General features: G+C 35.5%; 26 protein-coding genes. 11 read left to right on the top strand and 15 right to left on the bottom strand.

Annotated features, from left to right (window positions below; all coding sequences use genetic code 11):
• Positions 1-67: 67 nt before the first annotated feature.
• Positions 68-622, bottom strand: coding sequence for a D-glycero-beta-D-manno-heptose 1,7-bisphosphate 7-phosphatase (gmhB, locus tag HMPREF1052_RS10895; protein WP_005761823.1), 555 nt, complete (start codon positions 620-622; stop codon positions 68-70).
• Between the two features lie 198 nt (positions 623-820).
• Here gmhB and metN point away from each other — a divergent pair, with 198 nt between their 5' ends.
• The 3 genes from metN to HMPREF1052_RS10880 are packed head-to-tail and all read left to right on the top strand — an operon-like array spanning position 821 to position 3,407.
• Positions 821-1,858: a methionine ABC transporter ATP-binding protein MetN gene (metN, locus tag HMPREF1052_RS10890; RefSeq protein WP_005761740.1), complete on the top strand. Its 1,038-nt coding sequence runs from the start codon at positions 821-823 to the stop codon at positions 1,856-1,858.
• Complete coding sequence (locus HMPREF1052_RS10885; RefSeq protein WP_005761870.1) at positions 1,848-2,537, top strand: methionine ABC transporter permease; 690 nt, start codon at positions 1,848-1,850, stop codon at positions 2,535-2,537. The genes metN and HMPREF1052_RS10885 overlap by 11 nt, the downstream gene beginning before the upstream one ends.
• 33 nt (positions 2,538-2,570) lie before the next feature.
• Entirely contained in the window at positions 2,571-3,407 is an 837-nt protein-coding gene (locus HMPREF1052_RS10880; RefSeq protein ID WP_005761794.1) for a MetQ/NlpA family lipoprotein, read from the top strand.
• A gap of 63 nt (positions 3,408-3,470) precedes the next feature.
• On the opposite strand, the gene HMPREF1052_RS10875 is transcribed toward HMPREF1052_RS10880, so the two are convergent.
• From HMPREF1052_RS10875 to rpmH, 8 genes are all read right to left on the bottom strand, one after another.
• On the bottom strand, positions 3,471-4,295 hold the full coding sequence (locus HMPREF1052_RS10875) for a PHP domain-containing protein (RefSeq protein WP_005761802.1): 825 nt from the start codon (positions 4,293-4,295) through the stop codon (positions 3,471-3,473).
• Between the two features lie 17 nt (positions 4,296-4,312).
• Complete coding sequence (locus HMPREF1052_RS10870; RefSeq protein WP_005761736.1) at positions 4,313-6,199, bottom strand: beta-glucoside-specific PTS transporter subunit IIABC; 1,887 nt, start codon at positions 6,197-6,199, stop codon at positions 4,313-4,315.
• A 69-nt stretch (positions 6,200-6,268) separates the two neighbouring features.
• Complete coding sequence (gene licT, locus HMPREF1052_RS10865) at positions 6,269-7,111, bottom strand: BglG family transcription antiterminator LicT (RefSeq protein ID WP_005761861.1); 843 nt, start codon at positions 7,109-7,111, stop codon at positions 6,269-6,271.
• A 148-nt stretch (positions 7,112-7,259) separates the two neighbouring features.
• Complete coding sequence (gene mnmE / locus HMPREF1052_RS10860) at positions 7,260-8,621, bottom strand: tRNA uridine-5-carboxymethylaminomethyl(34) synthesis GTPase MnmE (protein ID WP_005761845.1); 1,362 nt, start codon at positions 8,619-8,621, stop codon at positions 7,260-7,262.
• Positions 8,622-8,780: 159 nt separating this feature from the next.
• Positions 8,781-10,409 carry a membrane protein insertase YidC gene (yidC, locus tag HMPREF1052_RS10855; RefSeq protein WP_005761798.1) on the bottom strand — a complete coding sequence of 543 codons (1,629 nt, stop codon included), beginning with the start codon at positions 10,407-10,409 and terminating at the stop codon, positions 8,781-8,783.
• Positions 10,409-10,669 (bottom strand): membrane protein insertion efficiency factor YidD, encoded by a 261-nt coding sequence (gene yidD, locus HMPREF1052_RS11170; RefSeq protein ID WP_005761704.1) that lies wholly within the window; start codon positions 10,667-10,669, stop codon positions 10,409-10,411. The genes yidC and yidD overlap by 1 nt, the downstream gene beginning before the upstream one ends.
• The gene (rnpA, locus tag HMPREF1052_RS10850) at positions 10,624-10,992 is read right to left on the bottom strand and encodes a ribonuclease P protein component (RefSeq protein ID WP_040596608.1); all 369 of its coding nucleotides are present in this window, start codon (positions 10,990-10,992) and stop codon (positions 10,624-10,626) included. The genes yidD and rnpA overlap by 46 nt, the downstream gene beginning before the upstream one ends.
• A 15-nt stretch (positions 10,993-11,007) precedes the next feature.
• On the bottom strand, positions 11,008-11,142 hold the full coding sequence (rpmH, locus tag HMPREF1052_RS10845; protein WP_005539760.1) for a 50S ribosomal protein L34: 135 nt from the start codon (positions 11,140-11,142) through the stop codon (positions 11,008-11,010).
• 399 nt (positions 11,143-11,541) lie between these two features.
• Between rpmH and dnaA the strand changes: the two genes are divergently transcribed.
• The 5 genes from dnaA to HMPREF1052_RS11160 all read left to right on the top strand — a co-directional run bounded on the left by dnaA (position 11,542) and on the right by HMPREF1052_RS11160 (position 17,913).
• Entirely contained in the window at positions 11,542-12,915 is a 1,374-nt protein-coding gene (dnaA, locus tag HMPREF1052_RS10840; RefSeq protein WP_005761847.1) for a chromosomal replication initiator protein DnaA, read from the top strand.
• A 14-nt stretch (positions 12,916-12,929) separates the two neighbouring features.
• A complete protein-coding gene (gene dnaN, locus HMPREF1052_RS10835) occupies positions 12,930-14,027 on the top strand; it encodes a DNA polymerase III subunit beta (RefSeq protein WP_005761731.1) in 1,098 nt (365 codons plus the stop codon).
• A gap of 46 nt (positions 14,028-14,073) precedes the next feature.
• Positions 14,074-15,162, top strand: coding sequence for a DNA replication/repair protein RecF (recF, locus tag HMPREF1052_RS10830; RefSeq protein WP_005761885.1), 1,089 nt, complete (start codon positions 14,074-14,076; stop codon positions 15,160-15,162).
• Between the two features lie 337 nt (positions 15,163-15,499).
• Complete coding sequence (locus HMPREF1052_RS11165) at positions 15,500-16,687, top strand: TonB-dependent receptor plug domain-containing protein (protein ID WP_005761820.1); 1,188 nt, start codon at positions 15,500-15,502, stop codon at positions 16,685-16,687.
• Between the two features lie 17 nt (positions 16,688-16,704).
• Entirely contained in the window at positions 16,705-17,913 is a 1,209-nt protein-coding gene (locus HMPREF1052_RS11160) for a TonB-dependent receptor domain-containing protein (RefSeq protein ID WP_005761705.1), read from the top strand.
• Between the two features lie 44 nt (positions 17,914-17,957).
• On the opposite strand, the gene HMPREF1052_RS10815 is transcribed toward HMPREF1052_RS11160, so the two are convergent.
• Positions 17,958-18,722: an MmcQ/YjbR family DNA-binding protein gene (locus HMPREF1052_RS10815; RefSeq protein ID WP_005761750.1), complete on the bottom strand. Its 765-nt coding sequence runs from the start codon at positions 18,720-18,722 to the stop codon at positions 17,958-17,960.
• A gap of 162 nt (positions 18,723-18,884) precedes the next feature.
• Here HMPREF1052_RS10815 and HMPREF1052_RS10810 point away from each other — a divergent pair, with 162 nt between their 5' ends.
• Complete coding sequence (locus HMPREF1052_RS10810; protein ID WP_005761785.1) at positions 18,885-19,760, top strand: DMT family transporter; 876 nt, start codon at positions 18,885-18,887, stop codon at positions 19,758-19,760.
• 54 nt (positions 19,761-19,814) lie between these two features.
• Here HMPREF1052_RS10810 and HMPREF1052_RS10805 read toward each other — a convergent pair whose 3' ends face one another.
• From HMPREF1052_RS10805 to HMPREF1052_RS10785, 5 genes are all read right to left on the bottom strand, one after another.
• Positions 19,815-20,456, bottom strand: coding sequence for a bifunctional 4-hydroxy-2-oxoglutarate aldolase/2-dehydro-3-deoxy-phosphogluconate aldolase (locus HMPREF1052_RS10805; protein ID WP_005761725.1), 642 nt, complete (start codon positions 20,454-20,456; stop codon positions 19,815-19,817).
• Between the two features lie 88 nt (positions 20,457-20,544).
• On the bottom strand, positions 20,545-21,486 hold the full coding sequence (locus HMPREF1052_RS10800; protein ID WP_005761867.1) for a sugar kinase: 942 nt from the start codon (positions 21,484-21,486) through the stop codon (positions 20,545-20,547).
• 11 nt (positions 21,487-21,497) lie between these two features.
• The gene (uxaC, locus tag HMPREF1052_RS10795) at positions 21,498-22,901 is read right to left on the bottom strand and encodes a glucuronate isomerase (protein WP_005761763.1); all 1,404 of its coding nucleotides are present in this window, start codon (positions 22,899-22,901) and stop codon (positions 21,498-21,500) included.
• Between the two features lie 15 nt (positions 22,902-22,916).
• On the bottom strand, positions 22,917-23,762 hold the full coding sequence (locus HMPREF1052_RS10790; RefSeq protein ID WP_005761858.1) for an SDR family oxidoreductase: 846 nt from the start codon (positions 23,760-23,762) through the stop codon (positions 22,917-22,919).
• An 85-nt stretch (positions 23,763-23,847) separates the two neighbouring features.
• Entirely contained in the window at positions 23,848-24,843 is a 996-nt protein-coding gene (locus HMPREF1052_RS10785) for a TRAP transporter substrate-binding protein (RefSeq protein WP_005761741.1), read from the bottom strand.
• A 226-nt stretch (positions 24,844-25,069) separates the two neighbouring features.
• Here HMPREF1052_RS10785 and HMPREF1052_RS10780 point away from each other — a divergent pair, with 226 nt between their 5' ends.
• Complete coding sequence (locus tag HMPREF1052_RS10780) at positions 25,070-25,561, top strand: TRAP transporter small permease (protein ID WP_005761874.1); 492 nt, start codon at positions 25,070-25,072, stop codon at positions 25,559-25,561.
• A 19-nt stretch (positions 25,562-25,580) separates the two neighbouring features.
• Positions 25,581-26,882, top strand: a complete 1,302-nt coding sequence (locus HMPREF1052_RS10775) for a TRAP transporter large permease (protein ID WP_005761713.1) — start codon at positions 25,581-25,583, stop codon at positions 26,880-26,882.
• The last annotated feature ends 14 nt before the right edge of the window (positions 26,883-26,896 follow it).

Here is a 26,896-nt window from a genome sequence, read left to right as displayed (position 1 = left end):
AAAAATTTAAAAAAATTTTATTAAAAGCTGTTTTTTTATACTTATTGTATATTTTCTATATTAAAAATTAATTATTTATATGTTTTATGATTCTTGGTAATTCGCTAATAGACTCTAAAATATAATCTGCCAGTTTCTCACCCTCTTCGGTTATGTGCTTTCCTGTTTTTACTAAAACTTTATATTTTATATGTGCAGAGTTACCAGCTTGAAGATCTTCTATTTTGTCTCCAACCATAAATGACTGGGAAGGATCAATCTTTAAGTCCTTAATTGCCTGTAGTAACATGCCTGGCTGGGGTTTACGACAATCACAAACTTGTCTATATTCCCCTTTCCCTTCTGGATGATGTGGGCAGTAATATATACCATCAAAATCGACTTCTCGGTCAGCTAGCGACCAATCCATCCATTCTGTTAAAGTTAAAAATTGCTCTTCGCTATAATATCCTCGGGCAATACCCGATTGATTAGTTACTAAAACAAGTAAATATCCCATTTGTTTTAATTCTTTTAGCGCTTCAATACTTCCCTCAATAAATTCAAAATCATCAATCTGGTAAACATAGCCATGATCTATATTTATAGTCCCATCACGATCTAAAAAAATGGCCTTTTTCATATTGTTTTCCTTTTATTTTTTATTGTTTTTAATATTGAGATATTATCTAACTTATTATTTAACTTAGCAAATTAAACCTAATTAATAACATAACATTATAAAAAGCATGCTAATAATTATTGACAGAGCTGTCTAGACGTCTAAAATACTTTGAACCTATATAACTATATTACAAGTAAGAGATAAGAAAGGGCTTATATGATTAAGCTAGAAAATATTAATAAAGTTTTCAATGTTGCAGGGAAAAGATTAACTGCATTAGATAACGTCACCTTAAATATTCCAAAAGGTCAAATTTGTGGTGTGATTGGTGCTTCAGGAGCCGGGAAAAGTACTTTAATTCGTTGTGTCAACTTATTGGAAAGACCTACCTCAGGAGCAGTGATTATTGATGGTAAAGATCTTACACAATTAACGGATAAGCAATTAATTGCTGAACGCCGTAATATTGGCATGATTTTCCAACATTTTAATTTGTTAACCTCCGCTACCGTCTATGACAATGTAGCACTTCCACTCACTTTGGAAAAAATGCCGAAAAATAAAATTCAAGAAAAAGTGACCGCACTTTTGGATTTAGTAGGTTTAACAGATAAAAAAGATGTTTATCCTGCCAATCTTTCTGGAGGACAAAAACAACGTGTAGCGATCGCTCGAGCACTTGCTAGCGATCCCAAAGTATTATTGTGTGATGAAGCAACGAGCGCATTAGATCCCGCAACAACAACATCTATTCTTAAATTATTAAAAGAAATCAACCGCACTTTGAATATCACCATTCTTTTAATTACTCATGAAATGGATGTTGTTAAAAATATTTGCGATCAAGTGGCTGTTATCGATAGAGGTAGACTTGTTGAACAAGGTTCAGTTAGTGAAATTTTTTCTAATCCTAAAACAGAATTAGCTCAAGAGTTTATTCATTCAGCATTCCAAGCAAGCTTGCCTGATGAATATTTATCTCAATTAACAGATACGCCAAAGCATGCTCAATCTTGGCCAATTATTCGTTTTGAATTTACTGGTCGTTCGGTTGATGCACCGTTATTATCACAAGCTTCACGAAAATTTGATGTGTCATTGAATATTTTAATGTCGCAAATTGATTATGCTGGTGGTACAAAATTTGGTTTTACTATTGCAGAAGTAGAAGGTGATGAAAATTCTATTACTCAAGCAAAAATTTATTTAATGGAGAATAATGTCCGCGTGGAGGTGTTAGGTTATGTGGGATAGTTTATTGATTGAATTTCAACGACAATTTACGCCAGAAATGTGGGATAAAGTGTTAATTTCCACGTGGGAAACCATCTATATGACTGTAGCTTCTACACTTATTGCTGTAATTGTAGGGTTGCCTATAGGTTGTTTTACCTTTTTAACCAGTAAAGGCAATATATTAGAAAATAGTCGAGCTAATCAGTGTCTGAATGTGATTATTAATATTGGACGTTCGATTCCTTATATCATCTTATTATTATTGTTAATTCCTGTAACCAGTTTTTTAATTAGCTCCTCTTTAGGAACAAGTGCAGCTATTGTATCCTTGAGCGTAGCAGCAATTCCCTTTTTTGCACGTTTAACTAGTAATGCATTATTTGAAATTCCACCAGGTTTAACAGAAACAGCCAAGGCACTAGGTGCCACAAATTGGCAAATTGTCACTAAATTCTATTTGCCTGAATCACTTCCTACTTTAATTAATGGGATTACACTCACTTTTGTTACTCTCATTGGCTATACAGCAATGGCAGGAACTCAAGGAGGCGGTGGTTTAGGTAGTTTAGCAATCAACTACGGAGTTCACCGTGGTATGGGATTTGTCACTTGGATAGCAACAATTATCATTGTATTATTTGTCATCTTAAGCCAAAAACTAGGTGATGACTTTGCTAAAAAAGTTGATCATCGTTAATAATCAAACACAACAATCAAAGAGGAACACTTAATGAAATTAAATCAATTATTCGCAGTTGCAACAATCGCATCTGCATTAGTTCTAACTGCATGTAATGACGAAAAAAAATCGGATAGCACTGCAACATCAACTGCTAATACCCCTGCAAAAATTAAAGTCGGAGTGATGGCTGGTCCTGAGCATGAAGTTGCCGAAAAAGCCGCAAAAGTGGCAAAAGAAAAATACAACTTAGATGTTGAGTTCGTACTATTCAATGATTATGCATTACCTAATACTGCGGTATCACAGGGTGATTTAGATCTCAATGCAATGCAACATAAGCCTTATTTTGATAAAGATACTCAATCTAAAAATATTACTAACTTAGAAATCGTTGGTAATACTTTTGTATATCCATTAGCAGGTTATTCTAAGAAGATTAAAAAAGTCGATGAATTACAAGATGGTGCAACTGTAGCCGTTCCAAATGACCCTAGTAATCTCGCTCGCGCATTAATTCTATTAGAAAAACAAGGATTAATTAAATTAAAAGATAATACTAATCTATTCTCAACGTCTTTAGATATTGTTGAAAACCCTAAAAATATCAAAATTCAAGAAGTAGATACCTCTGTTGCAGCTCGTGCATTAGATGATGTAGATTTAGCCGTTGTTAATAATACCTATGCAGGGCAAGTAGGATTAAATACGACTGAACATGGTGTTTTCGTGGAAGATAAAGATTCTCCTTATGTGAATATCATTGTTTCTCGTAAAGACAACAAAGATAGTAAACCTGTTCAAGACTTCGTAAAATCATACCAAACTGAAGAAGTTTACCAAGAAGCAGTTAAACATTTTAAAGATGGTGTTGTTAAAGGTTGGTAACCTTTCCTTAGTGATAAAAAAGTGCGGTAATTTTACCGCACTTTTTTCTTTTAAATTAGAGAGTTATCCTCTGGCATAAAATGCTAATTGCTCAAATTGTTCTTTCGTTAAACCAAAGTCTCCAAATTTTAATAAATTAGGATCATGAAAATCACTTCCACCACTTTTTAATAAATGGTATTTTTTAGCGAATTCTTGAGTTAGTTTAAAATCAATTTCCTTCATCTTAGAATGATTAATTTCTAATCCCTTAAGACCATAATCAACGTATTTACCAATTTCATCATAATTATTATAGACACAAGGATGAGCTAAAATCGGAATACCACCATCTTGTAAAATGGCTTCAATTCCGTCTCTTACAGGGATATATCCCATTTTAATGTCTGTTTCATGAGAGGTTTTTGATGCAAATAGTTGTTTATAACGTTCTTTAGTCATTTCTTGAGGATATTTTTCTCGTAAGGCTTGAAAAATATTCATTTTAAAAACAATATTGTATTTTGAAAATTTCTTTGCATCTTGATAACAAATATCATAGCCCTTTTCTGATAACTCATTAATCAGTTCTTTATGATAAGCATCTCTACATGCTAAAGTATGCCCACATAATTTATCAATATTAGGAGTAAGATCATTAAGCCATAACCCTACAACATGCACTTTTTTATAGACATCAAAATCATAATAACTCATCTCCACACCTTTGATAATGTTCAATCCGAGATGTTTACCATAAGCAAATATTTCATCATAATGATTCGTTGTATCATGATCCGTAATAGATAATACTTTTATGTCATGTTGCAGTGCATTTTCTAATACATCTTTTATTTCACATACCCCATCGCTATGGTTAGTATGCACATGTAAATCAGCAAAAATCACATTTTACTCCAATAACTTTAATTTATAACTGTTAATACAGGAATCTGATTATTTACCAGCTTATTTGGATTATAAATAATGTCTAAATATTCCTCGGAATTTGTTACAACAATCATAGTCGTAGTATCAAATCCTTCTTCTTTAATCTTCTCGAGGTCAAATTCAATCAGAATATCTCCTTTATGAATCACATCCCCCTGATGAACAACATTTTTAAAATATTTACCATTGAGATTGACAGTGTCAATACCAATATGAATTAGTAATTCAATACCACTTCCCAATTTAAGATTTATTGCATGAGCGGAACTAAATGTAGTTGCTACGATGCCATCAGCAGGCGCTCGTAAAATCCCATTTGAAGGAATAACGGCAATGCCTTTGCCAATCACACCAGAAGCAAAAGTTTCATCAGCGACCTCATCTAGTGCAATAGATGTACCCTCATCAATTGGACTGTGAATTAATGTTTTATTTTCTCTAGTATTAGAGATAGAGGATGCTGATGTATTATCAATCTTACCACTAGCCAAACCCGCATTTTCTACAATAGGATCCTCAAACCCAATAATAAAAGTCGCAATAAAGGTAACCAGGCTAGCTACAACTAAGGTAATTATGGCATTTACAAGCTGATTATCCCCTTCTGAAATCCACATCGGCAAACTTAATAGACCAGGTGTTGCATAAACGAAGGCTTTAAGTTTAACTAATCCAGCAAATAACCCAGCTACAGCACCACCGACCATACAAGCATACATTGGTTTTTTTAATTTTAAGTTAACCCCATACATTGCAGGTTCCGTAATTCCACCAAAAAATGCGGTTAAACTTGCAGAAAATGCTAATTGTTTAAGTTCTTTATTTTTAGACTTAATTGAGACCGCTAATGAAGCTGCTGCTTGCGACATATTTGAGCAAAGTGCTATTACTCTGACAATCGGGTCAAATCCTTTTTGTTCCACAAGCATAATGGTAATTGGGCTTAAGGCTTTATGTAATCCAATTGAGACTAACCAAGGATAAATAGCCGCTAAAATAGGAATGGCAATAAATCCAATAGATTCTTGTAAAAAGACCACAATATCAGCAACAACTTGTGCTAAATAACTGGCGGCAGGACCAATAGCAATAAAGGCAATAGGTGTAGCAATTAATATTACCAATAGTGGGGCAAGAAAGACTTTGACCATATCTGGCGTATATTTATAAACTATTTTCTCAATATAAGACATCATCCAGACTGTAATCAATGCAGGAACTAATTGAGAGGAATATTTTACTAAGACCACAGGCATATCTAGAAAATTCACTGGTGCGGCTGCTTTTACCAACGAATTCCAATTTGGATGCAACATGGCTAAACAAATAAATGCGGCTAAATATTGATTACAGTTAAACATTTTCGCGGCAGAGAAAGCAATAAATACAGGCATGAAATAAAAACCTGTATCAAAAATAAAATTAAGCATATAGTAAGTTTGGCTACTCTTATCTAAAACACCTAACATATTTAGTATAATTAATAATACTTTCCCCATACCAGCACCTGCTAATATAGGAATCACAGGTGCAATAGAGCCTGTGATAATAGATAAGACTTTATTTATAACTGATTGCTGATTTTCTACTTGGCTTTCTCCCGCTTTATTATTCTGTAACGTCACTAATTTATTTATCTCTTCATAAACCTTTGCAACATCATTACCAATCACTAATTGAAATTGCCCACCTTTAGAAACAAAAGACAAGATTTTATTATTTTCAGTAATGGCAGATTTATTCACTAGATTTTCATCATAAAGCACAAATCGTAATCGAGTTGAACAATGCACTAAAGATTTAATATTTTTTTCACCACCGACTAGCTGTATGATATCCTTTGCGAATGAATTATAATTCATAATATTACCTTCATTTTTATTTAAAAATTAGGTTTAGCCAACTCAATGTTACTATCCACCAAAATTCAATTATCTTTTATCATGAGTAATCTTTGCGATATGAATAGTTAAATATAAAATTTCATCACTATCTAATTCATAATGGTACTTTTCTTGAATATACTCTTTTATTTTTAGGCTACATAAATAAGAATTTTTATATTGTTCTTGTAGCATATTTAACAGATCATTTTGTAAAGGCTGAACGCTATTCACTTTCTCTGAAAAAACTCTCATCGAAAAAAATTTCAAATGCATTAAAAATCTATTGTAATCAAATGAATCATAGTCATATTCAATATTAAAATAGTATTTCACAATATTTGTAATACTATGAATAAAAGCAGTTTCTTTGTATGCATTATTAATATCATTGTCTTTTGTAGCACTCACTATATGTAATGCGATAAAACCAGCTTCGTCTTCTAACATTTTTATATTCAATTGTTTTTCTAGCAGGTTTAAAACATAGATGCCTACTTCATATTCCTTTTTATAAAAATGTTTAATTTCCCATAGAAGCTTATTTTTAAGTACTACACCAGATTTAAATCGTTCAACACTAGCATGAATGTGATCAATAAGAGATAAATAAGTTGATTCATGCAACTTCAAATTTAAATGATTTTGCACATAGTTCATTATCATATCGGTGATATCAATATATATAGAAGGAATATTACCCAACATATGAATAATGTTTTGAGAATAATTAACTGTGTTTAAAATGAAACATTTTGTTATTAATGACTCATCAATACTGTCACCAACTTGTTTACCATAAGCAATGCCCTTACCCATCACAACAATTTCATTATTATTCTCATCAAAACTAAGTGCTACACTATTATTTAATATTTTTTGGATTTTCATTTTATCCCTTTATAAAAAACAAAAAACCTATCTCAGACTACAAAATAGCCCAAAATAGGTTTTGTGTAGCAAGCTAAGTGCTATTACAATCCTTAATTAAAATTAAATTAGCACTTTCCCCGCATAACGTCAACCATCTTATCGAGTTTTATTTACCAATACAGAATGAACTGAAAATATTCCCTAATAAATCATCTGAAGTAAATTTTCCGGTAATTTTACTAAGATTATCCTGTACCATACGTAATTCTTCTGCTAATAACTCCCCTGCATGAAACTGAGTTAATTGCATATAACCAATTTGCAAATGTTTAGCCGCATGAGCTAATGCCTCTAAATGTCGACGGCGAGCTAAAAAACCACCTTCGCTACTGGTTTGATACCCCATAGATTGTTTCAAATGCTCACGTAATAAATCCATACCTTGTTGTGTGTGTGCAGATAAACTAATGACAGTAAAACCTTCTTGTTCAGTTAATTTTTCTACTTCACCACTCAAATCAGATTTATTGCGGACAATTGTCACTGGAATATTTTTTGGTAACTTAGATAAAAACTCAGATTTAGCTTGTTCTAGATTTTGACTATCAGAATCTGTACTATCCAACATGAGAATTACGCGATCTGCTTGCTCAATTTCATTCCAAGCGCGAGTGATTCCGATACGTTCAACTTCATCAGTCGCATCTCGTAAACCAGCAGTATCAATAATATGTAATGGCATACCGTCAATATGAATATGCTCACGCAACACATCTCGAGTAGTCCCTGCAATATCCGTTACAATTGCAGCTTCACGTCCAGCTAATGCATTAAGTAAACTAGATTTGCCAGCATTTGGGCGTCCCGCAATCACCACTTTCATTCCTTCACGCAAAATTGAACCTTGTTTTGCTTCCAAACGAACTCTATCTAATTGCTCAATAATATCCTTAAGATGCCCTTCAATCTTACCATCAGCTAAGAAATCAATTTCTTCATCAGGGAAATCAATAGCGGCTTCAACATAAGTGCGTAAATAAATTACGGCATCCACCAATTCATGGACTTTATGAGAAAACTCACCTTGTAATGATTTTAATGCTGAACGAGCAGCTTGCTCTGAAGTGGCATCAATTAAATCTGCAATCGCTTCCGCTTGTGCGAGATCTAATTTATCATTTAAAAAAGCTTGTTCCGAAAATTCACCTGGACGAGCTAAACGTACCCCTTTCACTTGCAAAATACGTTTTAAAAGCAAATCTAGAACAATTTGTCCACCATGCCCCTGAAACTCAACGACATCTTCACCTGTAAATGAATTAGGTCCTTTAAAAAATAAAGCAATACCTTGATCTAATATCGTTCCATCTTCATCCTTAAAGGGCAAATAATTTGCCATACGAGGCTTTAGCTCTTTTCCAACGACAGCTTGAGCAACTAGGGTGGATAATGGACCTGAAACACGTAAAATACCAACGCCACCACGACCAATAGGAGTTGCTTGAGCTACAATGGTTTCTTTTGTCATATAAAATTTTCCTAAAAATGACCGCACTTAATGGATTCAATATTGTGTGATTATAGCAAAAAAGTATAAATTTAATGAGAATTTATGAAGGGCTTATAACTCATATTAAAGCAGCTAATAAAAAAGGCATCCCGTGGATGCCTTTAAAAAATTGTTAAGTTATTTTTTACGAGAATGTAAACCCTTCTTCTCTAATCCACGATAAATCAACTGCTGTTGAACAATGGTAATAATATTTGATACTAACCAATATAATACTAAACCAGCAGGGAACCATAAGAAGAACACCATAAAAATAAGTGGCATAAAGTTCATTATTTTTTGTTGCATTGGATCAGCAACTGGTGTCGGTGACATTTTTTGTAATAAGAACATTGATGCTCCCATTAAAATTGGCAGAATATAATAAGGGTCTTGTGCTGATAAGTCTTGAATCCAACCAAAGAATGGGGCATGACGCAATTCCACGGCTTCCATAAAAGTCCAATATAATGCAATAAAAATTGGCATCTGGATAATTAATGGTAAACAACCACCTAATGGATTTACTTTTTCTTCTTTATAAAGCTTCATCATTTCTTGGCTCATACGTTGACGATCATCGCCAAAACGTTCACGCATTTCTTGCATTTTCGGTTGCAACATACGCATTTTCGCCATAGAAGTATATTGTGCTTTAGTTAATGGATAAAGAATACCTTTTACAACTAAAGTAACGCCAATAATTGCAAGCCCCCAGTTACTTACTACACTTTGAATCAAGTTTAATAAACCAAATAATGGTTTAGCAATGAACCATGCCCAACCATAATCAACGGTTAAATCTAAGTGGTTTGCAACTTGTCCCATTTCATTTTGAAGTTTAGGGCCCGTCCATAATGCGCTCTTAATGGTTTCTGTTGCACCCGCAGGAACATTAATTACAGGACCACGATAACCAATAAAACCTAAACCATTTCCAGTACTCGTATAAAGTTGGTTATCCATATCTTGATTTGGGATCCAGGCAGAAACAAAGTAATGTTGTAATACAGCTACCCAGCCTGCTTTAGTATCAATAGATAAGTTTTTATCTTTCATTGCATCAAAACTATATTTTTTATAGTTAGTATCTGCTGAAGAATATGCTCCCCCAGTATAAGTTGGCATAGCCATATTACTGGAACTTTCTACTAAAGTATGTTTTAACTGACCATAAGGTTGTACCTCAATAGCACTACCACTTTGGTTTTGAATTTCATAGTTTACTTCAATATCATAAGAACCACGTTTAACAACGAAGATTTTACGATAAGTCACACCATTTTTTTCTAAAGTTAATGGCACTCTTAATTCATCTTGACCCTCTGCCAAAGCAAAATCACTACCTTCAACTTGGTAGGCTGCTCGACTTGCAGTAGTATCAATACCATCTTTACCAATTAAACCACTTTGTGCTACATATACAGCATCTGGCTTATTTTGTAATAAAACAAAACGCTCTTGTGAATGTAATTCAGCGGCATAATTAGATAAGCTAGACTCAACAACATCCCCACCTAATGTATCAATTTTTAAGCTAACCACATCATTTTTCACTGAGATAATTTGACCATGAGTGCCATTATCTACTGTGCCTTGAACTGATGAAGTACTTGCTGGCATTTCAGCATTAGTTGTGACAGATTGATTTTGTACTTGTTCAGTCACAACAGATTTTGGAGCATGGTAGTCCATTTGCCATTGTTCATAAACAAGAAAAGAAATAAAGAGTAGTGCGATGACTAATAAACTACGTCTAGAATCCATTATTTGTTCTCTTCGTTATTATTTAATTTGGGTGGAACGGGATCGTAACCACCTGGGTTCAAAGGATGACATTTTAATATACGTTTGAGTGTAAGCCAACTACCTTTTAACGCTCCATGCGTTTTTAATGCTTCAATACCATAACAAGAACAAGTCGGAACAAACCGACAACGAGGACCAATTAGCGGACTAATTGCCAATTGATAAAATCGAATTAATTTGACAAGGATTTTTTCGCCAAGCGAATGTGACGTTGCCATAATTTGCTCAAAGTTTCAGTTAAAGTTTTATTATCAAGTTTCCCTATACCATGTTTTGCCACAACAACAAAATCATAGTTAGGTAACTGATGCTGCAAAAGGCGAAAGCTTTCACGACACAAACGTTTGATACGATTGCGATCATGAGCACGTTTTAGGTGTTTTTTAGCAACAGTGAGACCTATACGAGGATATTGAAGATCGTTTGGACGGGCAAGAATGGTAATTTCAGGCGTACTAGCTCTAAGCGGCTGCTCAAAGACGTATTTAAATTGAGTGGGAGTCAACAGACGCAACTCCCTCGAAAAGTTTAGCTTAATCACACAAGTGTGTCATCATTAAGCTGATAAACTTTTACGACCTTTAGCACGACGACGAGCTAAAACTTGACGGCCGTTTTTAGTCGCCATACGAGCACGGAAACCGTGAGTACGGCTACGTTTTAATACAGAAGGTTGAAATGTACGTTTCATAACTCTTAATCTACCTAATTAAAATTGTTTAACATTTAAATGTGTTATCAGGCTCAGCCATCAAACCAAATCACTTGAAAACAAGGTTATTCAAAAATAAGGAACGGAATTGTAATCATAAATTCAACGTTCGTCAAATACTATATCGGTAAAATCGGTAATAATTAAGAAAAAACAAATTTCACCTTATCAAAAAGCATAAAAGCGTCGTAAATTATACGTTTTTTCCGTAAAATCTCAAGTAAAAACCGAATATCTTTTTCAATTTTTTTGATCCTTTTTTAAAGATCTTTAAGTCAGTTTATTGTAGAATTAAATAGTTTAAAGTTTAATTTTACAATTGTGCTCGATTTGCAATTTTATTTATTTCAACATTTATAGCCTATAAAAAGATTCAAAATGGAATGTAACCTTTCTCAACTGTGGCAAGATTGCCTATTGCAACTGCAAGATCAAATTTCTTCTGCGGACTTTGGTATGTGGCTACGTCCTCTGCAAGCAGACACAAGTACTCCAAATACTATTGTACTTTATGCTTCTAATATGTTTGTCAAAAGTTGGGTTGAAAATAACTATCTCGCCCAAATCATTAAAATTGCTCAAGAACTTAGCAATAACAATGAGCTTTTAGTTCGTGTACAAGAAGGGACAAAGCCTGTAGCCCCAAAAACAATGTCTACACCACCAATGTCTGATACTACTGTTTCTTCACTGACTAAAACATCACAAGAAATTGAACCATCTAGTTTTCGTTCCAACTTAAATCCACATCATTTATTTGTGAACTTTGTAGAAGGTAAATCAAATCAGCTAGCTCGTGCTGTAGGTCAAAAAGTCGCAAATAAACCAGGTGATAAATCGGCTAATCCACTATTTTTGTATGGTGGAACAGGTTTAGGTAAAACGCACTTATTACATGCGGTGGGTAATGGGATTTTAGAAGATAATCCTAATGCAAGAGTTGTTTATATTCACGCAGAACGATTTGTTCAAGAATATGTAAAAGCGCTAAAAGCCGAACGTATTGATAATTTTAAAAAATTCTACCGCAGTTTAGATGCTTTACTTATTGATGATATTCAATTTTTTGCTGGCAAAGATGGGACACAAGAAGAATTTTTTAATACTTTTAATTCTTTATTTGAGGGTGATAAACAAATTATTTTAACCTCCGATCGCTATCCTCGAGAAATTGAAAAAATTGATGACCGTTTAAAATCTCGTTTTAGTTGGGGATTAAGTATTGCTATTGAACCTCCTGATTTAGAAACCCGTGTAGCAATTCTGATGAAAAAAGCAGAAGAAAAGCATATTCATTTACCTGAAGAAGTCGCTTTTTTTATTGGTCAGAAGCTCCGTACTAATGTACGTGAATTAGAGGGTGCTCTAAATCGTGTACATGCTAATGCAGATTTTACTGGAAAAGCTATCACTATTGATTTCGTGCGAGAAACGCTAAAAGATATGTTAGCTTTACAAGATAAATTAGTTACCGTGGATAATATTCAAAAAATGGTAGCAGAATATTACCGTATTAAAGTATCTGATTTAAAATCTAAAAATCGTTCTCGTTCTATTGCTCGTCCACGCCAATTAGCGATGGCGTTGGCAAAAGAACTGACTAATCGTAGCCTGCCTGAAATAGGTAAAGCTTTTGGTGATCGTGACCATACTACTGTGTTACACGCTTGTCGCACTATTGCCACTCTGCGTGACGAAGATAATAATATTCAGGAAGATTGGTCTAACTTAATCCGTACATTATCCGCATAAAAGGGGAGAAAACTATGCAGTTTATTGTTTCAAGAGAAAATCTTTTAAAACCATTACAGCAAGTATGCAGCGTATTAAGCAGTCGCCCTAATATTCCAGTATTAAATAATGTTCTTCTGCAAATTTCTAATGATCGGTTAATCATTACGGGGACAGACTTAGAAGTTGAGCTTTCTACCCAAGCACAATTAGTCTCTGGCACTACGGGGAATTTCACAATTCCAGCCAAAAAATTCTTAGATATTTGCCGCAGTTTACCTGAAAATGCGGAAATCAATGTAGTATTTGAAGAAGATCGTGCGATTGTGCGTTCAGGTCGTACAAAATTTAACTTAGCTACCTTGCCTGCTGAAGAATATCCTAACCTAGCTGATTGGCAATCTGAAGTGGATTTTGAGCTTGATCAAGCCACTTTACGCCGTTTAATTGAAGCCACTCAGTTCTCCATGGCGAATCAAGATGCTCGTTATTTCTTAAACGGTATGAAGTTTGAAACTGAAGGTAACTTACTCCGCACAGTAGCCACTGATGGCCATCGCTTAGCTGTCTGTACTATTGCCTTAGAGCAAGATTTACAAAATCATTCGGTTATTGTACCACGTAAAGGTGTATTAGAGCTTGTGCGTTTATTAGATGCTACAGAACAGCCAGCGCGCTTACAAATCGGCACCAATAATTTACGTGTTCAAGTAGAAAATGTGCTCTTTACCACAAAATTGATTGATGGTCGCTTCCCTGATTATCGTCGAGTATTACCTCGCAATGCTGACCATATTTTAGAAGCAGATTGGGATATATTAAAACAAGCCTTTGTGCGTGCTGCGATTCTTTCTACAGAACGTTTCCGTAGTGTACGATTACAACTCAGCCAAAATCAAATGAAAATTACGGCAACTAACCCTGAACAAGAAGAAGCCGAAGAAATCATTGATGTATCTTATACTGGTGCTGAAATGGAAGTCGGGTTTAACGTAAGTTATGTATTAGATGTATTAAATGCATTGAAATGTAACCGTGTTCGTATGCGTCTAACCGATGCTTCATCAAGCTGCTTGATTGAAAATTGTGATGATGCAAGTGCTGAATACGTGATTATGCCAATGCGTCTGTAAAATTTTTTAAAATCTGACCGCACTTTTGTTGTATTGAGCGCAAATAATGGCAATTTCTCGTCTTATTGTTGAAAACTTCCGCAATATTGCTGCCGTGGATCTTGAATTTGACCACGGCTTTAACTTTTTGGTAGGTAATAATGGTAGTGGGAAAACCAGCCTACTTGAGGCGCTTTTCTATCTTAGCCATGGTCGCTCATTCAAAAGCTCTGTAACCACTCGTATTATTAGCTATGAACAACCGCATTTTACTTTACACGGTCGTATTCAAGAACAACAGCATGAATGGTCTGTTGGCCTGCAAAAACAGCGTAAAGACGGCAATACTATAGTCAAAATCAATGGGGAAGATGGCAATAAAATCTCTGATCTCGCCCATTTACTTCCTATGCAAATTATTACCCCTGAAGGACTTACACTACTTAATGGGGGACCAAGTTATCGCCGAGCATTTCTGGATTGGGGGCTGTTCCATCATCAAGCTAACTTTCATTCTGCATGGTCAAATTTACATCGTTTACTCAGACAGCGTAATGCCGCACTAAATCAAACCTATGATTACAATATGCTTAAACCTTGGGATATTGAGTTAGGCAAGCTTGCACATCAAGTCAGTGAATGGCGTACTTACTATGCTGAAGCCTTACGACCTGAAATTGAACAAACTTGTAAATTATTCTTACCTGAGTTAGACATTTCTGTGAGTTTTCATCAAGGTTGGGAAAAAGAAACAGATTACGCACAGTTATTAATGGAAAACTTTGAACGAGATAAAGCTATTGGTTACACCGTTTCTGGTCCACAAAAAGCAGACTTTCGTTTCAAAGCCAATGGATTACCAGTAGAAGATGTGCTATCACGTGGACAACTAAAACTTTTAATGTGTGCATTACGTTTGACACAAGGTGAACATCTAATGCAACAAAAACAACGCCATTGTATTTTTCTGATTGATGATTTTGCTTCAGAATTAGATGATAGCAAACGTGCATTATTAGCAGAACGTTTGCAGCAAAGCCATTCTCAAGTATTTATAACCGCGATTACTCAAGATCAATTGAAACAAATGCAACCCGCAAACCACCGCACTTTTTCTGTAGATAAAGGGAACATTCGACATATTGAATTTCTGTGAAATCATTCGCTAAATAAAATTTTCTTTAATAGCTTTTCTTTTTTTATTCTTATTCATTATTTATTTTATGATAATGATTCTTATTTTTAATTGTATTTCTATTCTATTTTGCTATACTCCAGCTCACGTCTTAAATCCATATTTTATTTATGTATTTAAGTTACCACATTTAACAACTTTTTATATTGTTTAGGAGAAAACAATGAACCTGCGAAAAAAACTATTTAAATTCAATATAATAGTTTGCTTTTGCCCAGTTTTATTCACTCAAGCACAAGAAAATGAAGTCTTAGAAAGTATTGAGGTTTAGGCCAAAGCCATTAAAGAAACAGACAAAGTGTTTATCAAAACGGGAGCAATTAGCTCACGAGATAAAATTATGGAATCTAACCAAACCTTAGATAATATTGTTCGTTCGGTACCTGGTGCGTTTACCCAATTAGATAAATCACAAGGCACGGTATCAGTCAATATTCGTGGTGCGACGGGCTTTGGACGAGCGAATACAATGATTGATGGCGTTAGTCAAACCTTTTATGCAAGTTCGACGGATGATGGTGGACGAGGAGGCAGTACTTCTCAATTTGGTGCTTATATTGATCCAACTTTTTTGGTTGGAATGGATGTAGAAAGAGGGACCTTTAGTGGATCTGCTGGTGGTAATTCATTATTAGGCTCTGCAAACTTTAGAACCATTGGCGTGAAAGATTTAGTTAGCGAAGGAAAATCTGTCGGTGGAATGACCAAAATGACATTTGGCAATAATGCTATTGGTCCCAATTATATGGGAATGTTAGGCGCAAAATATCAGCTAAGTGAAGATGCCTGGTTTGGTGGATTATACGGTTATAGCTGGCGAAAAATCTCACAAGATTATAAAATTGGCGGTGGCAGACGAGTAACAGATAGCTCCATTGATTTATCGAAATTTACCGATCCTGATGAAATTGCAGGCACAACCACTTCCCCCTTCAATGCTGAACATTTAAAACAAAAACCCACAAGTCAATTAGCAAAATTGGAATTTGGTACAAAATCACAAACTGTAAGCTTGTCTTACCGTGATTATCAAAGTGAATTGGCAGGAAGAAATTTAAAAAACCAGAACTACCAAATTAATTATAACCTTCACCCAGAAGATTCTCGTTGGTTAGATTTAAATGTGCTTTATGCTCTGAATCAAGGGAAACAGCAATATAAAAAAGGCGCAAGAATCAATAATAAATATTTGCTAGATAATCTAGATATTGAAAATAAAGCAGAAACTTTCAATATCGCCAATACCTTTAGAATCCCCCTATTTAGCCATACTGAACTTGAAACGACTTTTGGTTTCAATCGATTAAAAAACCGCTATTTTAAAAATCGCCACCCTGCTGAACTTAATTTTAATTTAGAAAATGGTGAAACCAACGAAGATAATGATGCAATTGGAATTGGGGCAGTACGTAAAAGCCTTTATACTCAACATTCCAACCAGATGGCGAACAGCGTTTTAATACATTTTATTGGGATAATAGCCTAACTCATGGAATATTTGTTTTGGATATCAATGCAAATATCAATTTAAGTCGTTATAAAGGCACCCGTTTTAAATACTTACCTTTTTATCGCCAAGAAATTGAAGAACAAATTTATCAGCTCAATCGTCAACATGCTTATAATGAAGCCAATGTTTTGCAAGAACAGTTAGAGAAATTAGAAGCACAATATTGCCGATATATTCCTGATCCAGATGATCCTGAAGATGAGGATCTAGCAGAATTTGAATGTGCCGATAAAAACATTTCTACAGAAAGTAAAGGTAAACATCGTTTAGTGAATTATTCGGCAACTTTGTCTGCTTATATTCACGATCTCTTTACCCCCTTTGTAAGCTATTCCAAAACTCATAGAGTACCGAATGTGAAAGAAATGTTTTTTTCAACACTTGGTGATTATGGTGTGAATACAGATCTCAAACCAGAACAAGCTAAAACGGTACAAATTGGCTTTAATGGCTTCAAGGAAAATATCTTTACCGATAACGATAAATTAGGCTTTAAAGCATTAATTTATCGAACTCGTGTGAAAGATCATATTTTTAATGTTAGCAGAGCTGCTCCCGCTTATGTTCGAGGTAGAACGATTTACCATAAAAACTACGATGAAAAAGTGAAGATGAATGGTTTTGAATTAGAACTCAATTACGATATGGGCTCATTCTATGCTAATTTAGCTTATGCTCACCAAAATAACACTCAGCCAATTTCCTTTACTGATGCCAGTGCAAGGGTAGATACGGTTTCTAATAGTGGGTTTAATGAACAAGGTTTTGGGGCAAGTAAAATTTCAATATTGCCAAGAGATTATGCTTCATTAGAACTAGGAACACGTTGGTTCGAAGAGAAGCTTCAAATCGGTGGTGTAATGAAATATTACGGTAAAAGCAGACGTGCAAGCACGAAATTCACCAATATTCTTTATCCAAATAGCACCATTGAGAAAGAAACGCTAAGACGTGATGAAACAATACCCAAACAACCAATGATCTTTGATTTTTATGTTAGCTATGAGCCAATTAAAGATCTCATCATTAAACTAGAATTACAAAATGCATTTGATAAGAAATACGCCGATCCCCTTGATGCAAACAATGATTCCGCAAGCCAAACCATTTTCAATTTAGATTTTGGTGATAAAGATATATCTGTCTTTAACAACTATGCTCGTGGTAGAACCGCTGTATTAAGTGCAACCTATAAATTCTAAAATTACCAATGAAAGTGTAGAAGATCAAAGTAATCTTCTACACTTTATACCTGCTCTAATAATTCAATTTCAGTTTTCAGGCAATAAGGCATATGCCGTGGTCCTCTCACAGCAGACACTCCAAATGCTTTCATTTTATCTCTGGTAATCAATGCGTTATCGTATTCTTTCAAACATTTCACTTTCATTACACGTTTAATCATTAAATCCTCACGTTCTGATTCATAAGGAATATTCACTTCTAGTACTTCACATTTATAACGAATAGCCCCTGTTGGCTCGGTAACATAAATATAAACTTGATCGCCTACAGCAATATTATTACTTTGTTTCCAGAGCGTTTCCATTCCTTCATGTAAATACTTTTCTACATCATAATATTTTGGATTGGCGGGCAAAATCCATTCATTATAACGAACAATACCAAGTTTTTTCTTATGCCGCTTACTTGCAGTTAAATCAAAGCTACTGTTCAGTAGAAAAATAATGGATTCTTTATCCACAGAGCCATCTAATAAAATGCTAATCCAATGTGATTTATTCATATGATAGGCGGGTAAAAATCCTGTCTGAGTCACAAACATACTTTGCATTTCAGGGCTACATTTCACATTCATCACATCTATTTTCTCTGTGCCAAGTAAACCTAAATGTTCTGCACAAACACTCATCAAAATGGCATACCATTTGTTATTATCTTGATGACGCAACACAGCATAAGTAGGATAATTTTTCCACAAATATTCAGGTTCGCAACCATATTGTTGCAAAGCGTAGTGCAAAATTTCTGTTTTTAAATTATTAGCCATTTTACCTATCCTATCGCAGTAATATCTAGGCATATCATATTACTCTTTTAATCATATTATTGATTAAAAATTTTCTATTTTTCTACTGCACTTTGAGCATAATTCATTTCTATTTCTATCATTTCCCCGTATCATATTCAAATTAATTAACGAGGAAAAACCATGCAAAAATATCTGGGTGAATTAATTTTATTCTGTGTCAGCCTATTAGCTGCATTAGGATGGTTTTTCTCTAAATATTCACTCGTAGGATTCCCTTCTGTAGGCTTTATTGCTGTGCGTTTCCTCGCTGCATTTGTCATTTTTTTACCCTTTGCCTATGCACAAATACGAACCTTAGAAAAACGCCAATTTATTATTTCATCTTTACTTGGCACATTATTCGCTACTTATTTTTTAGTGTGGATCTTAGCCATTACCCATAATACTAATTTTGGTGCTGGGGCATTTATTGTCAGCTTAGCTATGTTGATTGCCCCATTGATAGCTTGGATTATTTTCCATAACAAACCCACTCGATCTTTTGCAATTGCACTGCCATTTGCCTTCATTGGCTTATACTTTATTGCTAAAGGAAATTCTGAATTACAATTTTCATCAGATGACTGGCTTTATTTATTAACGGCAATTCTTGAAGCCATTTATTTTGTACTTAATAATCATTATGCTAAGCATATTCCAACACTCTCATTTACTACCATTCAATTTGGTGCAGGTGGCTTAGTTTGTGCTATTTATTCTTGTTTATTAGAAAGTTGGACTGAGCAAATTCCTCTTGAAAGCATCTATTGGTTGGCATTAAGCGTGTTAGTAGCAACAAATTTCCGATTTTTATTACAAACATTAGGACAAAAGCTCTGCAATATTAGCAATGCTGCTTTCATTATGTTACTTGAACCTGTTTGGACACTGATTTTAAGTGCGGTGATTTTTTCAGAAATTTTATCTTGGCAGAAGATTTTAGGTTGTTCCCTCATTCTACTTTCATTAATACTCTATCGCCTACCCAATGTGCTTAATAAAGCAAAAGTGCAGTAAAATTTTCTAAAATCCCACCGCACTTTTTATGTTATTACTTTATTTTATATGAAGTTATTGCTTCACTAACTCAACCACCTCTCTGGTCAATCGCCCAATTTCATCCCAATTTTTCTCATTGATAAGTTTTTTGTCTACAAACCATGAGCCGCCACAGGCTACAACATTTGAAATTGCTAAATAGTCTTTAATATTGCTTACACTCACCCCACCTGTTGGCATAATTTTTAAGCTAGCATAAGGACCAAGCAAGGCTTTGATCATTTTCACGCCACCACTCGCCTCAGCTGGGAAAAATTTAACTGCCGTTATTCCTAATTCTAATGCAGCTTCAATCGCCATTGGGCTGTTTACCCCTGGAGTGACGGGGATGTCTAGCTCTTGGCAATATTTCACGATATTCGGGTTAAACCCTGGGGTGACAATGCAATCTGCCCCTGCATTCTTGGCGGTTAACACCTGTTCTTTGGTCAGTACAGTGCCAGCTGCAATCAGCACTTCGGGGCAATTTGCTTTAACTAATTTAATTGCTTCCTCGGCGGCGGCTGAGCGGAACGTGATTTCTACCACAGGTAAGCCGTTTTCGGACAAGGTTTGGGCTAATGGCAAAATGTCCTCCGCATTGTCTAAGGCAATCACGGGGACGACTTTCAGTTCTGTTAATTTTTCAACAATTTGTTCGGTGGTGTAACGCATTTTTACCTCTTTCTATGCCTAGCATGCAAAGTGCCTACTAGGTTAAGCATAATTAGCCCCTTTGGGCTATAAATAATAATCTAATATCCTAAGCATTAAACTGCGCTTTCAAATTAGCGGTGGCGGCTTTATCAATAATCGCCCCTTTGTGCTGAATCACAATGCCTGCCAGCTGGTTTCCTTGTTGGCAACAGACTTCAAGCGGTTTATCTTGTAAGAAACCTGCTAAAAATCCTGCATTGAACGAATCGCCAGCGGAAGTGGTATCCACTACATTGTCCACGGCAACTGTCGGCACAAATTGCTGCTCGCCATTTTGACAGAAAATTGCACCGCACTTGCCTTGTTTCACCACGATAATTGGAATGCCAAAATCAGACAAACGAGAAATAGTGGCTTGTTCATTGCTGTCAGCCCAAAGCATCTCTTCATCATCAAAGGTTACTAACGCCACATCAACCAACGGCAGCAACGCACGATAGCATTCTTGGGCTTGCTCAAGATTTGTCCAAAGTTTCGGGCGGTAATTGCTGTCAAAGGCAATTTTTACCCCCTGATTTTTCAACTCACGAAGCTGTTCAATTAGCAAAGTGCGGTCTGTTTCTGGCAAAATTGCAAGGCTGATACCGCTTAGGTAAATCATATCCATATTTTGCAATGCTGTTAAAACCTTAGGATAATCAGGATGTTGCAACAAATAACGAGCTGCCGATTGATTTCGCCAATAAAGGAACGTGCGTTCGCCTTGTTTGTCGAGTTGAATCAGATAAAGCCCTGGCTGGCGATGTTTATCACGCAAGACAAAATCGGTGTTGATATTATCTGCTTGCCACGCAGCTAACATTCCTTGGCTGAGTTTATCCGTTCCCATTGCAGAAATGTAGCGAACTTCAATCTGATCTTGCGACGTGATTCGGGCAAGATAAGTGGCGGTGTTTAAGGAATCACCACCATAAGTTTGCCACATATTACCAAACGGCTCGCCATTGAGCTCAATCATGCATTCGCCGATGATTGCGAGTTTTTTCATTGTTACTCCTATTATTTGAAATAACGCTTCGCATTACCGTAGCAAATGTCTTTCACCATATTGCCGAGTAAATTCAGATCGTTTGGTGCTTCGCCTCGTTCTACCCAACCACCAATCATTTCGCATAGAATGCGGCGGAAATATTCGTGGCGTGTGTAAGACAAGAAACTGCGAGAATCGGTCAGCATTCCGACAAATTGGCTGAGTAAACCTAATTGTGAAAGCTGCTGTAATTGGCGTTCCATTCCGTCTTTTTGATCGTTGAACCACCAGCCTGAACCGAATTGAACTTTGCCTGCAATGCCACCAGTTTGGAAGTTACCAATCATACTTGCGAGCATTTCGTTATCACGAGGGTTGAGGCAGTACAAAATCGTTTTTGGCAATTGGTCGGTTTGATCCATATTATCTAATAAACGAGCAAGCGGCTCTGCAAACGGGCGGTCGCCAATGGAATCAAAGCCTGAATCCGCACCTAATAATTTGAACATTCTCGTATTATTGTTACGAATTGCCCCAATGTGCATTTGCATTACCCAACCTCGTTTGTGGTATTCCGTACCTAACCAAACAAGAAGTGCGGTACTAAATTGGGCAATTTCTTCTTCTGTAAGCGGTCGATTTTGCAATCTTTTTTGCAAAATGTGATCCAGTACGTTTTCATCAGGAATCGGGGCAAAACGGACAACTTCAATACCGTGGTCAGCAGATTTACACCCTTGTTGGTCGAAATGTTCAAGGCGTTTAAATAACGCTTGTTTAAGCGTATCAAAGCTGTTGATTTCAATATCGGCAACTTTGCCTAGCTGTTCGATGTAGTCATTGAATAGTGGTAACTCAATTTTGAACGCTCGGTCAGGTCGCCAACTTGGTACGACTTCAATATCAAAAGTATTATCTGTCGCAATCGCTTTGTGATGTTCAAGTGAATCAATTGGGTCATCAGTTGTGCCAACTAACTTCACATTCATTTCTTGCATAATGCCACGAGCAGAAAACTCAGGTTGCTGTAACAAATCTTTACCTTGATGCCAAATTTTTTCAGCAGTTTCAGGTGAGAAAAGCGTATTGGTAATACCAAATGGACGGCGTAATTCTAAATGCGTCCAATGGTAAATCGGGTTGCCGATACATTTTGGCACGGTATGAGCGAAAGCAAGATATTTGCTGTATTTATCCGCATCGCCTGTGATTAAACGCTCTTCTACACCAGCAGAACGCATTGCTCGCCATTTGTAATGATCGCCCTCAAGCCAAATTTCTGTCAAATCATTAAATTGGCGGTTTTCGGCAATATTTTTTGGGTTTAAATGGCAGTGGTAGTCAAAAATCGGCTGATCTTTGGCGTAATCGTGATAGAGCTTTTGAGCTATTGGGGTTGAAAGTAAAAAGTCTTCACATAAAAATTGTTTCATACAAACCTCTTTAGGTTATACACCGCTATATGCTGAGAAACCGCCATCGACAGGCACAATCACACCGTTTACAAAGCTGGAGTATTGGCTATCAACCAAGAACAGTAATGCGCCTAATAATTCTTCTGGTTCACCAAAGCGTCCCATTGGAGTATTGGTTAAGATTTTATTAGCTCGTGCGGTTGGTTTTCCATCATTATCAAACAGCAATGCACGGTTTTGGTTGCTGACTAAAAAGCCTGGTGCGATGGCATTGCAACGAATTCCCACTTTTGAGAAATACACCGCAAGCCATTGAGTAAAGTTACTGATTGCCGCTTTTGCACCTGAATAAGCAGGGATTTTGGTTAGTGGCGTAAAGGCGTTCATACTGGAGATATTAACGATATTCGCCCCTTCTTTACCAATCATATCTTTAGCGAAAACTTGGGTTGGGAGAAGCGTGCCTAAGTAGTTTAAATTAAAGACAAATTCAATTCCGCTTTTATCAAGTTCAAAGAAAGATTTGGTGCTATCGCTCAAATCAAAGGTATGAAATTCATTGTCTGTGGTCGCTTTAGGACTATTACCGCCTGCACCGTTAATTAAAATATCACAAGTACCAAAATCAGCAGCAATTTGGTCACGCACGGCTTTGATATTGTCTAATTCCAAAACGTTGGTTTGATAGGCTTTAGCAATACCGCCTGCGGTATTGATTTCATCCGCCACTTTTTGGGCTGATTCAAGGTTAAGATCGAGTAATGCTACTTTCGCTTTCGTTTTAGCAAGTTCTTTTGCTAAATAAGCACATAACACTCCCCCAGCACCAGTTATAACAATAACTTTATCCCGTAAATTATGATTTTCTGAAATATTCATAATATCTATCCTCTTTATATGAATTCTTCACATTAAAAAGATCTATTGCTACCAAATGGTAGCAATAGATATATGTAATTAATATTTATTGAGCTGGTGCCAATGTATCAATTTTCTCAATAAAACCACCAATAACAGGATTGTCTTTAGCTTCATCATGCATTGCTTTAGTTGCATCAATAAATGGTTGTTTCTCAACAGTTACAAATTCAACACCCATTTCAGCAATTGCTTTTTCTTTTTCTTCTTTAATCATTTTTATCCATAAATCTTTATGAAAAATCATTGAATTATCAGCTGCTGTTTTTAAAACTTGTTGCTGTTCTGGGGTTAATTTAGCCCAAGTCTTTTCACTAATTAATAATACATCTGGAATCATAGTATGTTCATCTAAGCTAAAGAATTTAGCAACCTCACCATGGCGGGCTAATGTCAACGCAGTTTCATTATTCTCTGCAGCATCCACTACTTTTTGTTGCAATGCAGTATAAAGTTCACCATAAGCTAAAGGTGTAGCATTTGCACCTAATAATTCCATCATTCTTACAGCACTTGGGCTTGGTTGTACACGTACTTTTAAACCTTTCAAATCAGCAGGTGTTTTTATTGGCTTACCAGCATAGAAGCTACGTGCACCGCCATCATAATATGTTAAACCGATGAAACCTTTCCCTTTAGATGCTTCTAATATTTTTTGCCCAACCTCAGGATTTTTTAATGTAGCATAGTAGTGTTCTGAATTACGAAATAAATAAGGAATATTGAATGCTCCATAAGTTGGCTCAAATGCTTCCATTTCACTTGCATTAGATTTTGCCATATCAAGTGAGCCCGATTGTAATAATTCTACTGATTCACGTTGAGTACCTAATTGACTATTAGGATAAACACGAATTACGACCTCACCATTTGTTAATTTTTTTACTTCATCAGCCATATGCTGCATAGAAATATGAACAGGATGAGTTTTATCATTATTATGATTCAATTTTAATGTTATTTTAGCTGCTACAGAAAAAACAATGCCCAAAGATAAAACCGCACCTAATGAAATAGAAAGAATAGTTTTTTTAGCGAACATATTTAGGTTCTCCTAATGTGGTTAACATTCAAAATTACAATTCGAACAATTTGCAAAATAAATTGTGAATTTAATCTTACTTTTTTTATCCTACATATCAAACCATTTTTACTAAATTGGTGAACCAGATCACAAAAACAATCTTTTTTATTTGCATAAAAATACTTTTATCCACAAAATTGGTATTCCAATTATCCCGATTAATATTAATTAAAAAAGAGGCTATATGATAAAATTTATATCCATCATAGATAAAATACTATCAACCTTATGCACATTGCTTAGCGTCATGCTTGTAATTAGCGTAATTTGGCAAGTATTCTCACGTTTTGTCTTAAATGAACCAAATACCTATACTGATGAACTTGCTCGCTTTGCTTTCATTTGGGTTGGGCTCATAGGTGCAGCTTATGCATTAGGACAAAAAAAACATTTAGCCATTGACTTATTAGCAACTAAATTAGAATCATCTCCCATAAAACATAAGCGTCTAAATCTTATTATCAATGTAATCACCCTATGTTTTGTTATTCTCATTATGTGCTATGGAGGTTTGAAATTAGTTAATGATACTCTGGCAGTGGGACAAATTTCTCCGGTGCTTGGTATCGAAATGGGTTTGATTTATGCCGCAATTCCACTGAGTGGCTTCTTTATGCTAATTTATACGATTCGTGATTTATTTAACTGCTTACAATCACCTTCATCAATTAATTAAAAACAGAGGATACTTTATTATGGAATGGTCCACAGTTATTGTTCTTTGTACTACTTTTTTCACCCTTTTATTTATTGGTGTACCAATTTCATTTTCTATTGGTATAGCCTCTCTTATCACTGTAATGATGTCAGTATCTTTTGATGCTGCGATCACAGTAATTACCCAAAAAATGGCATCAGGTTTGGATAGTTTCTCATTGCTTGCGATTCCATTTTTTATTCTTGCTGGAAATATTATGAATCGTGGCGGTATTGCTTTGCGTTTAATTGAATTTGCTAAAGTAATCGGAGGTCGTTTACCAGGTTCTCTTGCGCACGTGAATGTGTTAGCGAATATGATGTTTGGTTCAATTTCAGGTTCAGCAGTAGCATCTGGTGCTGCGATGGGCGGTATTATGTCTCCTTTACAAAGAAAAGAAGGTTATGACCCAGCATTTTCAGCAGCGGTGAATATATCTTCTTGTCCAACAGGATTACTAATTCCACCAAGCAATACTTTTATTGTCTATTCATTAATTACAGGCGGTACATCAATTGGGGCATTATTCTTAGCAGGCTATATTCCAGGTATTTTAATGGGATTATCCATTATGTTCGTCATTGGATACCTTGCTAAAAAACGTAATTATCCAGTTTCACCAAAACCAACCAAATCTGAAGTAATTAAGAAAACCTTAGATGCTTTACCGAGCTTAGGTTTAATTATCGTCATTATGGGCGGTATTATTGGTGGTATTTTTACTGCGACAGAAGCCTCTGCTTTTGCAGTGGTTTATACCTTAATTTTAGCGGTACTAATTTATCGTGAAGTGTCTATTAAAGAATTGCCGAAAGTGATTTTAGAATCAGTAGTAACCACCTCCATCGTATTGTTACTAATTGGGACTTCAATGGGAATGTCTTGGGTAATGGCGAATGCTGATATTCCTTATACTATCAGTGATGGTTTGTTATCTGTATCTGATAACCCAATTGTGATTCTGTTAATCATCAACATTATCCTCTTAATTGTTGGTGTGTTTATGGATATGACGCCAGCGTTGCTTATCTTTACGCCAATTTTCTTCCCTATCGTCACAGATTTAGGAATGGATCCAGTTCATTTCGGTATTTTAATGGCATTTAACTTATCTATCGGAATTTGTACGCCACCAGTTGGCAGTGCCTTATTTATTGGCTGTTCTGTAGGTGGCGTGAAAATTAACCAAGTGATTAAACCATTATTACCATTCTATGCGGTATTGATTTTAACGTTATTCCTCGTGACTTACGTACCTTCACTGAGTCTTGCGTTACCACAATGGTTACTCGGTTATTAATCAAGGAAGTATTA

It is taken from the genome of Pasteurella bettyae CCUG 2042 (assembly GCF_000262245.1).
Classification (GTDB): domain Bacteria; phylum Pseudomonadota; class Gammaproteobacteria; order Enterobacterales; family Pasteurellaceae; genus Basfia; species Basfia bettyae.
This window is presented reverse-complemented; position numbering and strand designations above follow the sequence as displayed.

Coding starts and splice junctions, on each gene's coding strand:
- HMPREF1052_RS10805 (WP_005761725.1), bottom strand. CDS start 20,456: ATGCGTTACACCACCGAACAAATTGTTGAAAAATTAACAGAACTGAAA.
- licT (WP_005761861.1), bottom strand. CDS start 7,111: ATGAAAATCCAAAAAATATTAAATAATAGTGTAGCACTTAGTTTTGAT.
- dnaA (WP_005761847.1), top strand. CDS start 11,542: ATGGAATGTAACCTTTCTCAACTGTGGCAAGATTGCCTATTGCAACTG.
- HMPREF1052_RS10790 (WP_005761858.1), bottom strand. CDS start 23,762: ATGAATATTTCAGAAAATCATAATTTACGGGATAAAGTTATTGTTATA.
- HMPREF1052_RS10885 (WP_005761870.1), top strand. CDS start 1,848: ATGTGGGATAGTTTATTGATTGAATTTCAACGACAATTTACGCCAGAA.
- HMPREF1052_RS10800 (WP_005761867.1), bottom strand. CDS start 21,486: ATGAAAAAACTCGCAATCATCGGCGAATGCATGATTGAGCTCAATGGC.
- rpmH (WP_005539760.1), bottom strand. CDS start 11,142: ATGAAACGTACATTTCAACCTTCTGTATTAAAACGTAGCCGTACTCAC.
- yidD (WP_005761704.1), bottom strand. CDS start 10,669: ATGGCAACGTCACATTCGCTTGGCGAAAAAATCCTTGTCAAATTAATT.
- HMPREF1052_RS10880 (WP_005761794.1), top strand. CDS start 2,571: ATGAAATTAAATCAATTATTCGCAGTTGCAACAATCGCATCTGCATTA.
- HMPREF1052_RS10815 (WP_005761750.1), bottom strand. CDS start 18,722: ATGGCTAATAATTTAAAAACAGAAATTTTGCACTACGCTTTGCAACAA.
- uxaC (WP_005761763.1), bottom strand. CDS start 22,901: ATGAAACAATTTTTATGTGAAGACTTTTTACTTTCAACCCCAATAGCT.
- HMPREF1052_RS10780 (WP_005761874.1), top strand. CDS start 25,070: ATGATAAAATTTATATCCATCATAGATAAAATACTATCAACCTTATGC.
- recF (WP_005761885.1), top strand. CDS start 14,074: ATGGCAATTTCTCGTCTTATTGTTGAAAACTTCCGCAATATTGCTGCC.
- gmhB (WP_005761823.1), bottom strand. CDS start 622: ATGAAAAAGGCCATTTTTTTAGATCGTGATGGGACTATAAATATAGAT.
- mnmE (WP_005761845.1), bottom strand. CDS start 8,621: ATGACAAAAGAAACCATTGTAGCTCAAGCAACTCCTATTGGTCGTGGT.
- HMPREF1052_RS10775 (WP_005761713.1), top strand. CDS start 25,581: ATGGAATGGTCCACAGTTATTGTTCTTTGTACTACTTTTTTCACCCTT.
- HMPREF1052_RS10810 (WP_005761785.1), top strand. CDS start 18,885: ATGCAAAAATATCTGGGTGAATTAATTTTATTCTGTGTCAGCCTATTA.
- yidC (WP_005761798.1), bottom strand. CDS start 10,409: ATGGATTCTAGACGTAGTTTATTAGTCATCGCACTACTCTTTATTTCT.
- metN (WP_005761740.1), top strand. CDS start 821: ATGATTAAGCTAGAAAATATTAATAAAGTTTTCAATGTTGCAGGGAAA.
- dnaN (WP_005761731.1), top strand. CDS start 12,930: ATGCAGTTTATTGTTTCAAGAGAAAATCTTTTAAAACCATTACAGCAA.
- HMPREF1052_RS10785 (WP_005761741.1), bottom strand. CDS start 24,843: ATGTTCGCTAAAAAAACTATTCTTTCTATTTCATTAGGTGCGGTTTTA.
- HMPREF1052_RS10870 (WP_005761736.1), bottom strand. CDS start 6,199: ATGAATTATAATTCATTCGCAAAGGATATCATACAGCTAGTCGGTGGT.